Source organism: Metapseudomonas otitidis, from assembly GCF_011397855.1.
Classification (GTDB): domain Bacteria; phylum Pseudomonadota; class Gammaproteobacteria; order Pseudomonadales; family Pseudomonadaceae; genus Metapseudomonas; species Metapseudomonas otitidis.
The window spans coordinates 2,255,012-2,268,274 of record NZ_AP022642.1 but is presented as its reverse complement, the minus strand read 5'-3'; the positions used below and the strand labels follow the sequence as shown (position 1 = coordinate 2,268,274).

The following is a 13,263-nucleotide window of genomic DNA, read 5'->3' as shown; positions in this document are numbered from 1 at the left end:
CCCTCACAAGGAGCGTGACATGAAGGGGCCTTTCGCCGCTGTCCTTCTCGCCCTGTCCATGCTGACGGGGTGCGCTACCGTGCCCCAGGGCACGGATTTCCCCACTCCCGACAAGACCGCCACCACCAGCCAGCAAAGCGTCGCCCTGGCCAGCGTGGAGGTCACCGACAAGACCTTCGTCAACTGGAATGCCGGAAAGACCCAGTCCACCGGCATGACCCTCAGCCTGGGCAACTACCTCAAGGCGAGCAATCGGTTCAGCAATGTGCGCATGCCCGGCCAGGCCGTCGCGGCCGATGACCAAGTGCTCTCGTTCAGCTTCGACACCTACAACGTCCACCGTCGGCCCTATGGCGGCTACTTCCCCTTCGCCATCGTGACCCTGACCGGCTACATCTGGTTCGGCGGCACGACCCACATCGACGAGTCCAACGTCAGCGGCCGCCTCCAGGTCAGCGATGCGCAGGGCAAGCTGCTCTACAGCTACCAGACCCGCCAGCACGCCGAACACAGCGTCTCGCTCTACTCGATGGGCACCGTCAACGGCAGCCCGGAGCGCCGCAGCGCGCTCGAAGACCTGCTCAACCAGTATCAATCCGACCTTGGGAAACACACGAAATGACCCGTCTCCTGCGAATCTCCGCCCTCTTCCTGGGCCTGGCCCTGCTCACCGGTTGCGCGGGCTTCCGCTCCGGCGAAACCGCTGACCTGGGCGCCTGGCCGGCGGCCAAGGAACAGAAGCCTTCGCTGCGTTATGTCGTGGAAGGCCGGATGAAGATGAACGACGCGGACAGCACAGCTGCACCGGCCGTGGTCAAGTCGTGGTCCGACATCGTTGGCAAGGCCTACCAGGAGTCGAACCTGTTCTCGTCGGTCAACGAAGGCTTTGGCGATGCCGACATCACGGCGGAGGTCAAGGTGACCAACGATGGCCACGGGAGCATGGCGCTGGCGTTCATCAGCGGCTTCACACTCGGCGTCATCCCGGCAACCGGTGAAGACCGCGTGATCACCGAAACCATCTACCGCGATCGCAACGGGCAGGTGCTGGCCACGCTGACCAAGGAGGATGGCGTCCGCACCTGGATCCAGATCCTCCTGCTTCCGGGCGCCTTCGTGGCCAACCCCTTCACCAAAATCAACCAGGTTCACTACGACAACAACAAGGCCACCATCCTGGAGGCCAGCAAGAAAGGCATCTTCTGATCGCCAATGCCCCATGAAAAAGCCCGCTGACGCGGGCTTTTTCATGGCAGCGGTTGCGACCGTTCGACTCAGGCGGAGAGTTCCACCAGCAGCTTGTTCAGGCGGCGCACGTAGGCGGCCGGGTCCTTCAAGCTGTCGCCGGCGGCCAGGGCGGCCTGGTCGAAGAGGATGTGGGACAGCTCGCCGAAGCGCTCTTCATCCTGCTCGTTGTCCAGCTTCTCGATCAGCGGGTGGCTGGGGTTGAACTCGAAGATGGGCTTGGAGTCCGGCACCTTCTGGCCGCTGGCTTCGAGGATCTGGCGCATCTGCAGGCCCAGGTCCTGTTCGCCGATGGCGAGGATCGCCGGGGAGTCGGTCAGGCGGTGGGAGACACGCACCTCGGCCACCTGCTCGCCCAGCGCGCCCTTCAGGCGCTCCACCAGCCCTTCCTTGGCCTTGGCGACTTCTTCCTGGGCCTTCTTGTCCTCTTCCGAGTCCAGCTTGCCGAGGTCCAGGTCGCCACGGGCGACGTCGACGAACTGCTTGCCGTCGAACTCGGTGAGGTAGCTCATCAGCCACTCGTCGATGCGGTCGGTGAGCAGCAGCACTTCGATGCCTTTCTTGCGGAAGACTTCCAGGTGCGGGCTGTTCTTCACCTGGGCGTAGGACTCGCCGGTGAGGTAGTAGACCTTGTCCTGGCCGTCCTTCAGGCGGCCGAGGTAGTCGGCCAGGCCGACGCTCTGCTCGCCGCTCTCGTCGTGGGTGGAGGCGAAGCGCAGCAGGCCGGCGATCTTCTCCTTGTTGGCGAAGTCTTCCGCCGGGCCTTCCTTGAGGACCTGGCCGAAGTTCTTCCAGAAGCCCTTGTATTGCTCGGGTTCGTTCTTGGCCAGTTTCTCCAGCATGTCCAGCACGCGCTTGGTCAGTGCCGACTTCATGGAGTCGATCACCGGGCCGTTCTGAAGGATCTCGCGGGAGACGTTCAGGGACAGGTCGTTGGAGTCCACCACGCCCTTGATGAAGCGCAGGTACAGCGGCAGGAACTGCTCGGCCTGGTCCATGATGAACACGCGCTGGACGTAGAGCTTGAGGCCCTTCGGCGCTTCGCGGTGGTACAGGTCGAACGGTGCGCGGCCCGGTACGTAGAGCAGCGAGGTGTATTCCAGCTTGCCTTCGACCTTGTTGTGGCTCCAGGACAGCGGGTTCTCGAAGTCATGGGCGATGTGCTTGTAGAACTCCTGGTACTCCTCGTCCTTCACCTCGGTGCGCGGACGGGTCCACAGGGCGCTGGCACGGTTGACGGTTTCCCACTCCGGCTCGGCCGGTTTGTCCTTCTCTTCGCCGTGGTGCTCCTTCGGCAGTTCGATGGGCAGGGCGATGTGGTCGGAGTACTTCTTGATGACATTGCGCAGGCGCCAGCCATCGGCGAACTCTTCCTCGCCGGCTTTCAGGTGCAGGACGATGCGGGTGCCGCGCTCGGCCTTCTCGACGTTGGCGATGTCGAATTCGCCCTCGCCGCGGGAGGACCAGTGCACGCCATCGGCGGCGGAGAGGCCGGCACGACGGGTGAACACGTCCACCTTGTCGGCAACGATGAAGGCGGAGTAGAAGCCCACGCCGAACTGGCCGATCAGGTGCGAATCCTTCTTCTGGTCGCCCGACAGGTTCTTCAGGAAGTCGGCGGTGCCGGACTTGGCGATGGTGCCGAGGTGGGCGATGACCTCATCGCGGCTCATGCCGATGCCGTTGTCTTCGAGGGTGACGGTCTTGGCGTCCTTGTCGAAGCTCACGCGGATCTTCAGCTCGGCACCGCCTTCGAGCAGCTCGGGCTTGGCCAGGGCTTCGAAACGCAGCTTGTCGGCGGCGTCGGAGGCGTTGGAAATCAGCTCGCGGAGGAAGATTTCCTTGTTCGAATAGAGGGAATGGATCATCAGGTGAAGCAGTTGCTTCACCTCGGTCTGGAAGCCCAGGGTTTCTTTTTGAGTTTCCACACTCATGGTCATCTAGCTCCAAGGACGGTTGAAGCCGCAGGGGCGGCGGATGTCAGCCGAGATGGGGCCATGCTGTGGAATTTCAAGGGCTTTTTTCACACGACGCTACGAGCGGCGTCGCCAGGATGCGCGGAAGCGCACGCCTGGCGCGGTGGAAGCGGGGTCAGGGCTCCAGCAATTCGATCCGGGCGATTTCCTCGGGACGCAGCACGAAGCTGGCGGAACCGGCGCCGGAGACATTGCGCTGGATCACCACCTGGCCATCGGGGTTGATCCCGGTGAAGCGCCCTTCCACCTGGCTGCCTCGGGCGGTCTGCACCCGTACGGTGAGGTTCTGGTAGCGGTTGGGGTTGGTCAGCAGGCGCTCCAGGGAGAAGCGCTGGCGGCGGTCCACCGGGCGGCTGGGGCGCGCCTCTTCGGGCTCGGCCTCGGCGGTGGCGGGCTTGGCCTCCACGGCCGGCAACGGCGGGAAGGCATCGCCACGGATGCCCCAGCCACGCAGGTCGCTCTTGAAGAATTGCAGCGGCAGGCGCTGGGCCACGCCGTCGATACGGGCCTCCACGTCCAGATCCAGGTCGCGGGAGGGCAGGCTCACCGGCGGCAGGTGGGTGACCTGCACCTCGCGGGTGGCGAAACGACGTTGCAGGTAGTCACGGGCGACGTAGGCGAGGGTGTCCTGGGAGTCGTGGCGCAGGTCGACCTGGCCGTTGGCGTAGCGCAGGCGGTCGGTGAACAGCTCCAGGTCGCCGCTCAGGGTAGTACGCAGTTGCGGCGGCAGCACCAGGTGGAAGCCGCCGGCCAGCGTATTGGGGCCGGTGCGCTTGAGGTCCAGGTGCAGGGTGTAGCCCTTACTCAGACGGCGGGCCTCCGGCAGCTCCTGCTCGGGGAGCAGCCAGCTGATCTCCACTTCGGGCTTGCTGCCCGGGTCTTCCGGGAGGATGTCCAGGCGCACGTCGCCCTCGGGCTGGCTGGGCAGGCGGATGCTCACCTCGCGCCGTGCGAAGAAGTCCTGCCCTTCGCGCAGGCTCAGCACGCCGTCGATCAGCTCGGCCTGCTGGGGCAAGAAGGGCTCGCCGTTGAGCTCGCCCCGCAGGTGGATGGCCAGCTCGCCCGGGGCCTGTTTCTCCGGCTTGGCCCAGTCGAGGCTGAGCAGCGCATGCAGGCGCTCGGGGTCGCGGTAGGCCAGCATGGTCAGGCCCACCACCAGCGGGATGATGCCCAGCGCGAGGAGCATCACGGCCTTGCGCGCGGTGCGCCAGTGCGCCGCGATGTAGGCCAGGGTGATCGGCGGCAGCAGCAGGCTGCCGAAGCCCCACAGCAAGCTGGTACCGAAAGCCAGCATGACCAGCCAGACCAGGCTGAAGAGGATCGACAGCAGGCCGCCGAGGATCAGGAGCGCATCCATCCAGGATTCCTTGTTGCATGGACCGGGCGCATCGCGCCCGGCCACGGGTCAGGGTTCGTCGACCTTGAAGTGGGCTCGAGCGGTGGCGATGGGCTCGGTCTGAGTGGTTTGCCAGGCGGTGATGGCGACGTTGGCGACGCGCCGCCCCTGTCGCCAGACCTGGCAGTGGGCGTAGGTGTCACGATAGTGCCCGGCGCGCAGGTAATCTATCGAGAAGTCGATGATTTTGGGCAAATGTGGCGTGCCCATGAAGGTCAGCAGGTGAAGCATCGCGGCGTGTTCCATGAACCCCGCGATCACCCCGCCGTGGATCGCCGGCAAGGTCGGGTTGCCGATGCTGTCCTTGCTGGCGGGCAGGCGGAAGACCATGTCGTCGCCCAAGCGCAGGCATTCGATGCCCAGCAGGCGCGCATAGGGAATGGCACTCACCAGGGCGTCGTAGTCGTTCTTCTCGTGGGCTTCGCGCACCAGGGCGCTCAGGTCCAGGCTCATGCCGCACCTCCGGATTTCCCGGTCTTCCCGCCGATGGCCTTGCCCATGCGCATGAAGGCGCCGACCACGTGGGCGATGGGCTGCTCGGGGTCGTCCTGGTAGGCGTAGCCACGGGTGAAGATCACGTTCGGGGTGACTCGGTAGCACTCGGCGAACCCGTAGACGTCCTTGTTCGGCTCGGCCGGGTGCATGTAGTCGATGCGCAGGTCCAGGGTCGGACAGATCTCGAAGGACGGCAGCACGCACACGGTGGAGATGCCGCAGGTGGTGTCCATCAATGTGGTGATGGCACCGCCATGGATCACGCCGGTCTCCGGGTTGCCGATGATCTGCTCGCTGTACGGCAGGCAGAGGGTCAGGCCCTGGCGGTCGGCGCTGTGCACGCGCATCCCGAGGACCTGGCAATGACGCAGCACAGCGAGGAATCGCTGGGCGTTGTCGAAGATCGGGTTTTCGCTCATCCGGTACTTCCCATGGCGTTGGCGGTAAGGCGCGCATGATACCGCCGCCGACCAACCGCCGGGCAGGCCCGACTGAACTTCCGGCCGACCATGGGGTTCGAAAGGGGGTCTCGACATTCATCGGACCAAGGAGACCTACATGAAAAAGCCTCTCGCCTACAGCCTGTTGCTCGCCTCTGCCCTGGGCCTGGCCGCCTGCGACAAGCCCTCGGATGAGAAAGCCGCCCAACCGGCGACCCCGCCGGCCACCACGCAACCGGAAGCGACTCCGCCGACCCAGCCGGCACCCGCCCCTGCCGCACCCAGCACTGCACCGGGCGAAACCACTTCGCCGGCCGCCCCGCAAGGCGGCACCCAGCAGTAACCTGCAGGCCGCCAGCCCCGGCTGGCGGCCTCATGCCCTACCGTCCGCCTTGTCCAGGAGGACCACCGTGCGCAAACGCCTCGCCCTGCCCCTCTGCCTCGCCCTCACGCTGGCGCTCAGTGCCTGCGAACCCACAACCGAAGACCGCCTCGCCGCCGCCGAGGAGTCCGCCTCCCAGGCGCTGGACTCGTTGCTCGCGGCCAGCCAGCCGCCCCAGGCCGAACCGGCCCGCCCGGCCACCCGGGATACCTCCGCCGGACAGCCGTCCACCGCCCGTGATGGGTGAGGTTGCACGCGCAGGAATGCCTTGAAGGGCCGGGCGCTGCCAGCAAGGCAGCGCCCGGCAGGAGGGTGCCCCGGCCTGGCCGGGGCCATGGGATCAGAGTGCCGGGCTGAGCATCAGCACCAGACAGCACAGCAGGCTGACGAACCAGGCCAGGCTGCGAAGCGTCGACAGGTCGCGCAAGTAGCAGAACAGGAACACCAGCCGCGCCGCGATGAAGGTCAGCGCCAGGCCGTCCACCAGCCAGCCACGGGTGTCGGTGGTGTGGGCCATCAGCACCCCGGCGAGGAACAGCGGGAAAATCTCGATGCTGTTGAGGTGCGCCGCCAGCGCCCGCGCCCCGAGCCCGGTGAGGCGCGCCTGCTGGATCCGGGGGTTGTGGTTGTCGTAACCACTGCCCTCCTCCTTCATTGCCTTGCCCACGAAAATCCGTGGGATGTAGGTCAACAGCACAGCGAGAAGCACACACCAGAACGGCAGGCTCATTCCTCTTTCTCCTTGGGCGGCTCGGGCGCCCGGGTCGGGGTATAGACCATCACGTCCAGCACGGCGGAATGGAACTCGCGGCGGTACAGCACCAGCACCACGCCCGCCGTCACGATCATGAAGAACCAGGGGTTGATGAACCAGGCCAGCATGGCCAGGCCGAAGTAGTAGCTGCGCAGGCCCAGGTTGAACTGGTTGGCCGCCAGGGAGATGACCCGCGCGGTGCGCTCGGCGAAGTCCTTGCGCTCCTGGTCGCCCACGTTGCGCTCACCGATCAGCGGCGCCGACCCCACCAGCACGGCGGCGAAGTTGTACTGGCGCATGCACCAGCTGAAGGTGAAGAAGGAGTAGACGAAAACCACCGCGATGGACAGCAGCTTGACCTCGGAGATGCCCCGGGTGGCCGACTGCACGAACGGCAGGTCGGCGAGGATCGACACCGCGCGCTCGGTGGACCCCAGCACGGTGAGCACGCCGGCGAGGATGATGAGGGTGCTGGAGGCGAAGAACGACGCGTTGCGCTCCAGGTTGGCGATCACGCTGGCATCGGCGATGCGGTTGTCGCGCATCAGCAGCCGGCGCATCCAGTCCTCGCGGTAGAGGTGCATGACCGAGGCGAGGCAGGGGGTGTCGCGGCCCTTCCAGATGGCGTAGCGGGTGTAGCCGACCCAGCAGACGATGAACCAGATGATTGCGATGACGTTGTGCAGGGCGTGGCTCGACATGAAGGCTCCTAGGCAGAATGCCGCGCATTATAACGGCCGGCAGTCGCCCGAGCGCGTGCGGACAGCGCCCTGCAGGTCGCTATCCGCACGTTTTTCAGCAGGGTGCGGGCCTGTGGTGACAGACCCGCGCGGGGCTCAGAAGGTTTCCCCTTTCGCCGCCTTCTCCAGCAGCAGCGCCGGCGGCTCGAAGCGCTCGCCGTACTGCTCGGCCAGGTAGCGGGCACGGGCGACGAAGTCGTCCAGGCCGTACTGGTTGATGAACTGCAGCGCCCCGCCGGTCCAGGCGGCGAAGCCGATGCCGAAGATCGAACCGATGTTGGCGTCGGCGGTGGACAGCAGCACGCCCTCCTCCACGCAGCGCACAGTCTCGATGGCCTGGATGAACAGGATGCGGTCGCGCACGTCTTCCTGCGGGATCTGCCGGTCGGCCTTCTCGAAGCGCGCTTTCAGCTCCGGCCACAGGTGCTTCTTGCCGCCTGCCGGGTACTCGTAGAAGCCGCCGCCGGCCGCTTTGCCGGGGCGCTTGAACTCGTTGACCATCAGGTCGATCACGGCGAAGGCCGGGTGCTGCGGCATCGCCTTGCCTTCGGCCTTGAGGTCGGCGGCGGTCTGGTTGCGGATGTGGGTCATCAGGCTCATCGAGACCTCGTCGGAGATCGCCAGCGGGCCCACCGGCATGCCGGCCTTGCGGGTCTCGTTCTCGATCATCGCCGCCGACACGCCCTCGCCGAGCATGGCGATGCCTTCGTTGGTGAAGGTGCCGAACACCCGCGAGGTGAAGAAGCCGCGGCTGTCGTTGACCACGATGGGGGTCTTCTTGATCTGCAGCACGTAGTCGAAGCCACGGGCCAGGGTCTCGTCCGAGGTCTTCTCGCCCCGGATGATCTCCACCAGCGGCATCTTGTCGACCGGGCTGAAGAAGTGCAGGCCGATGAACTTCTCCGGCTTGGCCACGGCGGTGGCCAGCCCGGTGATGGGCAGCGTGGAGGTGTTGGAGGCGATCACCGCATCCGGCAGGGCCGCCGCCTCGGCGGCAGCGGTGACCTTGCCCTTCAGCTCGCGGTTCTCGAACACCGCCTCGATGATCAGGTCGCAGCCGTCGAAGTCGGCGTCATCCACGGTCGGCTTGATGCGGGCGAGGAAGGCGTCGCGCTTCTCCGCGCTCAGGTGGCCACGGGCGACCTTCTTGTCCAGCAGGCCGGCGGAGTAGGCCTTGCCCTTCTCGGCGGCCTCGATGGAGACGTCCTTGAGCACCACCTCGATGCCGGCGGCGGCGGAGACGTAGGCGATGCCCGCGCCCATCATGCCGGCGCCGAGCACGCCGACCTTCTTCGTTTCATAGCGGGCCGGACCCTTGGGCCGAGAGCTGCCGGCGTTGATCTCGTTCAGCTGGAACCAGAAGGTGCCGATCATGTTCTTCGCCACCTGGCCGGTGGTCAGCTCGGTGAAGTAGCGCGCCTCGATCAGCTGGGCGGTGTCGAAGTCCACCTGGGCGCCTTCGACGGCGGCGCACATGATCTTCTCCGGCGCCGGGAAGCAGCCCTTGGTCTTGTCCCGCAGTACGCTCGGGGCGATGGCCAGCATCTGCGCCACGGCCGGGGTCGACGGGGTGCCGCCGGGGATCTTGTAGCCCTTCACGTCCCAGGGCTGCACGGCCGTGGGGTTGGCGGCGATGAAGGCGCGGGCCTTGGCCAACAGCTCGTCGCGGTCCTTGGCGATGTCGTGGATCAGGCCGGCCTTGAGGGCCTGGTCCGGGCGCACCTTCTTGCCTTCGGCGAGGTACGGCAGCGCCTTCTCGATGCCCAGCAGGCGCACCATGCGCACCACGCCGCCGCCACCGGGCAGCAGGCCCAGGGTGACTTCCGGCAGGCCGAGCTGGACGTGGCTCTCGTCAAGGGCGATGCGGTGGTGGCAGGCCAGGCAGATTTCCCAGCCGCCGCCCAGGGCCGCGCCGTTGATGGCGGCGACCACGGGCTTGCCGAGGCTCTCCAGGCGGCGCAGCTGGCCCTTGATCTTGAGGATCATCTGGTAGAAGCCGTTGGCGTCCGCCTGGGTGACCTTGATCAGCTCGTTGAGGTCGCCGCCGGCGAAGAAGGTCTTCTTGGCGGAGGTGACGATGACCCCGGCGATGGAATCCTTCTCGGCTTCCAGGCGGTCCACGGTGGCGCCCATGGCCTCGCGGTACACCGCGTTCATGGTGTTGGCGCTCTGGCCGGGCATGTCGATGGTCAGGACGACGATGTTGTCCGGGCCTTTTTCGTAACGGATGGCGTCAGTCATTTTTGTTCTCCGGCCTCAAACCCGTTCAATGATGGTGGCGATACCCATGCCGCCGCCGACACACAGGGTGGCGAGGCCGTAGCGCAGCTGGCGCTTCTCCAGCTCGTCGAGCAGGGTGCCGAGGATGGCGCAGCCGGTGGCGCCCAGGGGGTGGCCCATGGCGATGGAGCCGCCGTTGACATTGACCTTCTCCTCCGGCACGCCCATGTCCTTCATGAACTTCATCACCACCGAGGCGAAGGCTTCGTTGACCTCGAACAGGTCGATGTCCGCCACCGACAGCCCGGCCTTGGCCAGGGCCTTGCGGGTGGCCGGCGCCGGGCCGGTGAGCATGATGGTCGGGTCGGTGCTGGTCACCGCCGTGGCGACGATGCGTGCGCGGGGCTTGAGGCCCAGTTCCTTGCCCTTGGCTGCAGAGCCGATGAGCATCGCGGCGGCGCCGTCGACGATGCCGGAGCTGTTGCCCGGGGTGTGCACGTGGTGGATACGCTCGACGTGGCTGTACTTGCGCAGCGCGGTGGCGTCGAAGCCCATCTGGCCCATCATCTCGAAGCTCGGCTTGAGGGCGCCGAGGCCTTCGAGGGTGGATTCGCCGCGGATGAACTCGTCGTGATCCAGCAGCACGATGCCGTTCTGGTCGGTGACCGGCACCAGGGATTTGCTGAACGAGCCGTCGGCGCTGGCGCGGGCGGCCTTCTGCTGGGAGCGCAGGGCGAAGGCGTCCACGTCCTGGCGGCTGAAGCCTTCCAGGGTGGCGATCAGGTCGGCGCCGATGCCCTGGGGCACGAAGTGGGTGTGCAGGTTGGTTTCCGGGTCCATGGCCCAGGCGCCACCGTCGGAGCCCATGGGGATGCGCGACATGGATTCCACGCCACCGGCCACCACCAGGTCCTCGAAGCCGGAGCGCACCTTCATCGCGGCGAGGTTCACGGCCTCCAGGCCCGACGCGCAGAAGCGGTTGATCTGCTGGCCCGAAACGGTCTCGTCCCAGTCGGCCACCAGTGCGGCGGTCTTGGCGATGTCGGCGCCCTGGTCGCCCACCGGGGTCACGCAGCCGAGGACGATGTCGTCCACCTGGCTGGTATCCAACTTGTTGCGCGCCTCCAGAGCCCTGAGCAGCCCGGCGATCAGGTTGACCGGCTTGACGCTGTGCAGCGCCCCGTCCTTCTTGCCTTTGCCGCGGGGCGTGCGCACCGCGTCGTAGATAAATGCTTCGGTCATGGCGTTCTCTCTTGTCGTTAGGCAGACGGGCCGACCCGGGGCCGACCACGGTGGGTCTACCTTAACGGCGACGCCCGCCGGCTCAATGACCGAACTGCTCAGCGCCATTGACCACGGCGCTCAGACGAACGGTCGGCTGACCCCGGGGTCAACGCGAGGCTCTGGCCCAAGGCTCGCCCCTGCCGCTATGGCAAAGCCGAGGGTAAAGGCCGGCGGCTTGATCCCAAGCGTTCTAAGCCGCCGGGCGGGCCGCACCTAGTGTTCAACGGGCAAGGGGCCGTTGCCGGGTCATGCCGGAGCGGTCGATCAGCAACGCCACGGGGCGCCAGCACCAGGCCAGGCCGTAAGGGCCCGACGCCGCGCCCCAACAAGAAGAAAGGCAGTTGGCCATGTTCAAACAGCCGAAGATGCGGCAGGCGAGCCTTATCGTCTTTGCCACCACGCTCATCCTGATCCTTCCCAATCTGACTCGCCTGGTCGGTTGACCACCGCCTGCCTGCGCTACGCCCCGCTCAACGCGGCGCAGCGCGGGCAAGGAGCGTCCGCACGCCATCAAAACGACATCCCCCGCAGGGCTGGAACCCGCGTTCCAAAGCGGTCGAACAGCCTTTTTGGAGTGTGCTAGGGTCCAACCGGTCACTGTTTGGAAGGAACTGAACCCATGCGCTATCTGATCACCCCGCTCGCCCTCTCCCTCAGCCTCCACGCGGTCGCCGGCGACGTCGACCAGGCCGCCGCCCTGGAGGCCCTGAAGCAGGAGGGCGCCGTGCTGATCGATGTGCGTACGCCGGAGGAGATCCAGGAAGGTGCGCTCCCCGGTGCCCGCTACATCGGCTTCGAAGACATCGGCGAGCGCATCGCCGAGGTCGCCCCGGACAAATCCACCCCCATCGTCCTGTACTGCCGCAGCGGCCGGCGCTCCGGCATCGCCCAGGACGACCTGCTCGCCCGGGGCTATACCAACGTGCAGAATGCCGGCGGCTACACCCGGCTCAAGCCCCTGTTGGAGAACGCCCCCTGATGCGCCACCTGCTCCTTGCCCTGCTGCTCGCCACCGGCCTGGCCCGCGCCGCCGACCTGACCCTGGAACTGCCCGGCGGTACCCGCACCCTGAGTACCGCCGAGCTGCTCGCCCATCCTCAGGCCCAGGAGGTGCGCGTCCCCCAGGACGTCGCCTACAAGCGCGCCATGACCTACCGGGCCGTGCCCTTGGCGGCCCTGCTGCCCGGGGTGGCACCGGAGCAGCACCTGCAGGCCGTGGCGGCCGACGGCTTCGCCGCCGAACTCAGCGCCGCCCCGCTGCTGGCCCGCGAGGGGGCCCGCGCCTGGCTGGCCGTGGAAGACCCGGCCAAGCCCTGGCCGGGCCTGGCCAAGGGCAAGCCCAGCGCCGGCCCCTTCTACCTGGTGTGGACCGCCCCCGAAGCCGGCGGCATCAGCCCCGAGCAATGGCCCTTCCAGGTGGTGAAGATCCGCGCCCTGGCCTCCATCGCCGAGCGCTTCCCCGCGCTGCTGCCAGCCTCGGATGCCAACGCCGACGTCCAGGCCGGCTTCGCCCTGTTCCAGAAGAACTGCCTGGCCTGCCACCGCCTCAACGGCGCCGGGGACGCCCAGTTCGGCCCCGACCTGAACCTGCCCTACAACCCCACCGAATACTTCGCCGAAGGCTTCCTGCAACGCTACATCCGCGACCCGCAGAGCCTGCGCCGCTGGCCGGAAGCGCACATGCCGGCCTTCCCCGCCCAGGTCATCGATGACGCGCAGCTGGAACAACTGGTCGCCTACCTGCGCCACATGAGCGGCCGCAAGACGCCGTGACCGCCGCCACGAACCCGCGCAGCCGGCCTTTCCTGCCGGCCTCGCCAGCGCTACGCTCGCTCACCTGAATCGCCGGCCTGGAGGGCCAGCATGAGCACCGAGCTGCACGTCGAGAGCCTGGTCCTTCGCGGGGCCCGCAACGAAGCCTTCACCCCCGACCTCAACCTGCACCTGGCGGACTCCCGGCTCACCCTGGGCGAGCTGATCCGCCGGGTGGTGCTGCACCAGGTGGCCGAACGGACGGTCGCCGGCTGGCTGGACCGCCTCCAGGCCAGCCCCCCTGCCGACTACCTCAGCGATGACGAGATCCGCCGCCAGGCCGCGCGAGGTGCCATCAAGCCGCACGCCGAGCGGCCCGACGCCCCCCGGATCGACGCCGAAGCCGAAGTTCAGCGCGCCCTGGAGGGCTTTCGCCAGCGCCGCTACCGCATCCTTCTCGACGGCCAGATGCTCAACGACCTCGACCATTCCCTCGACCTGCCCGCCCAGGCCCGGCTCACCTTCCTGCGCCTGGTGCCCCTGGTCGGCGGCTGACCCCAACACGAACGGACACCCCCC

General features: G+C 67.0%; 15 protein-coding genes. 7 read left to right on the top strand and 8 right to left on the bottom strand.

What is annotated here, in order from left to right:
• The first annotated feature begins 19 nt into the window (after nucleotides 1-19).
• Nucleotides 20-622: a YajG family lipoprotein gene (locus tag PotMrB4_RS10470; RefSeq protein ID WP_172433195.1), complete on the top strand. Its 603-nt coding sequence runs from the start codon at nucleotides 20-22 to the stop codon at nucleotides 620-622.
• The gene (locus PotMrB4_RS10465; protein WP_044407901.1) at nucleotides 619-1,206 is read left to right on the top strand and encodes a hypothetical protein; all 588 of its coding nucleotides are present in this window, start codon (nucleotides 619-621) and stop codon (nucleotides 1,204-1,206) included. The genes PotMrB4_RS10470 and PotMrB4_RS10465 overlap by 4 nt, the downstream gene beginning before the upstream one ends.
• Nucleotides 1,207-1,274: 68 nt before the next feature.
• On the opposite strand, the gene htpG is transcribed toward PotMrB4_RS10465, so the two are convergent.
• The 4 genes from htpG to PotMrB4_RS10445 all read right to left on the bottom strand — a co-directional run bounded on the left by htpG (nucleotide 1,275) and on the right by PotMrB4_RS10445 (nucleotide 5,531).
• The gene (gene htpG / locus PotMrB4_RS10460) at nucleotides 1,275-3,179 is read right to left on the bottom strand and encodes a molecular chaperone HtpG (protein ID WP_142010632.1); all 1,905 of its coding nucleotides are present in this window, start codon (nucleotides 3,177-3,179) and stop codon (nucleotides 1,275-1,277) included.
• A gap of 157 nt (nucleotides 3,180-3,336) precedes the next feature.
• A complete protein-coding gene (locus PotMrB4_RS10455) occupies nucleotides 3,337-4,578 on the bottom strand; it encodes an MFS transporter (protein ID WP_172433194.1) in 1,242 nt (413 codons plus the stop codon).
• 48 nt (nucleotides 4,579-4,626) lie between these two features.
• Complete coding sequence (locus PotMrB4_RS10450) at nucleotides 4,627-5,070, bottom strand: PaaI family thioesterase (protein WP_069561226.1); 444 nt, start codon at nucleotides 5,068-5,070, stop codon at nucleotides 4,627-4,629.
• The gene (locus PotMrB4_RS10445; protein ID WP_044407910.1) at nucleotides 5,067-5,531 is read right to left on the bottom strand and encodes a PaaI family thioesterase; all 465 of its coding nucleotides are present in this window, start codon (nucleotides 5,529-5,531) and stop codon (nucleotides 5,067-5,069) included. Before PotMrB4_RS10445 ends, PotMrB4_RS10450 begins: the two co-directional genes overlap by 4 nt.
• A gap of 139 nt (nucleotides 5,532-5,670) precedes the next feature.
• On the opposite strand from PotMrB4_RS10445, the gene PotMrB4_RS10440 reads away from it, so the two are divergent.
• On the top strand, nucleotides 5,671-5,895 hold the full coding sequence (locus PotMrB4_RS10440; protein WP_074969418.1) for a hypothetical protein: 225 nt from the start codon (nucleotides 5,671-5,673) through the stop codon (nucleotides 5,893-5,895).
• Nucleotides 5,896-5,962: 67 nt separating this feature from the next.
• The gene (locus PotMrB4_RS10435; RefSeq protein WP_172433193.1) at nucleotides 5,963-6,181 is read left to right on the top strand and encodes a hypothetical protein; all 219 of its coding nucleotides are present in this window, start codon (nucleotides 5,963-5,965) and stop codon (nucleotides 6,179-6,181) included.
• A 93-nt stretch (nucleotides 6,182-6,274) separates the two neighbouring features.
• On the opposite strand, the gene PotMrB4_RS10430 is transcribed toward PotMrB4_RS10435, so the two are convergent.
• From PotMrB4_RS10430 to PotMrB4_RS10415, 4 genes are all read right to left on the bottom strand, one after another.
• The gene (locus PotMrB4_RS10430) at nucleotides 6,275-6,664 is read right to left on the bottom strand and encodes an MAPEG family protein (RefSeq protein WP_172433192.1); all 390 of its coding nucleotides are present in this window, start codon (nucleotides 6,662-6,664) and stop codon (nucleotides 6,275-6,277) included.
• Nucleotides 6,661-7,389 (bottom strand): DUF599 domain-containing protein, encoded by a 729-nt coding sequence (locus PotMrB4_RS10425; RefSeq protein ID WP_044407922.1) that lies wholly within the window; start codon nucleotides 7,387-7,389, stop codon nucleotides 6,661-6,663. Before PotMrB4_RS10425 ends, PotMrB4_RS10430 begins: the two co-directional genes overlap by 4 nt.
• A 135-nt stretch (nucleotides 7,390-7,524) precedes the next feature.
• Nucleotides 7,525-9,669: a 3-hydroxyacyl-CoA dehydrogenase NAD-binding domain-containing protein gene (locus PotMrB4_RS10420; protein ID WP_172433191.1), complete on the bottom strand. Its 2,145-nt coding sequence runs from the start codon at nucleotides 9,667-9,669 to the stop codon at nucleotides 7,525-7,527.
• Nucleotides 9,670-9,684: 15 nt separating this feature from the next.
• Nucleotides 9,685-10,890, bottom strand: coding sequence for an acetyl-CoA C-acetyltransferase (locus tag PotMrB4_RS10415; RefSeq protein WP_172433190.1), 1,206 nt, complete (start codon nucleotides 10,888-10,890; stop codon nucleotides 9,685-9,687).
• Nucleotides 10,891-11,551: 661 nt separating this feature from the next.
• Here PotMrB4_RS10415 and PotMrB4_RS10410 point away from each other — a divergent pair.
• From PotMrB4_RS10410 to PotMrB4_RS10400, 3 genes are all read left to right on the top strand, one after another.
• Nucleotides 11,552-11,911: a rhodanese-like domain-containing protein gene (locus PotMrB4_RS10410; RefSeq protein ID WP_044407931.1), complete on the top strand. Its 360-nt coding sequence runs from the start codon at nucleotides 11,552-11,554 to the stop codon at nucleotides 11,909-11,911.
• Nucleotides 11,911-12,705, top strand: coding sequence for a cytochrome c (locus PotMrB4_RS10405; protein ID WP_172433189.1), 795 nt, complete (start codon nucleotides 11,911-11,913; stop codon nucleotides 12,703-12,705). The genes PotMrB4_RS10410 and PotMrB4_RS10405 overlap by 1 nt, the downstream gene beginning before the upstream one ends.
• A gap of 90 nt (nucleotides 12,706-12,795) precedes the next feature.
• On the top strand, nucleotides 12,796-13,239 hold the full coding sequence (locus PotMrB4_RS10400; RefSeq protein WP_142010648.1) for a hypothetical protein: 444 nt from the start codon (nucleotides 12,796-12,798) through the stop codon (nucleotides 13,237-13,239).
• Nucleotides 13,240-13,263 lie beyond the last annotated feature (24 nt).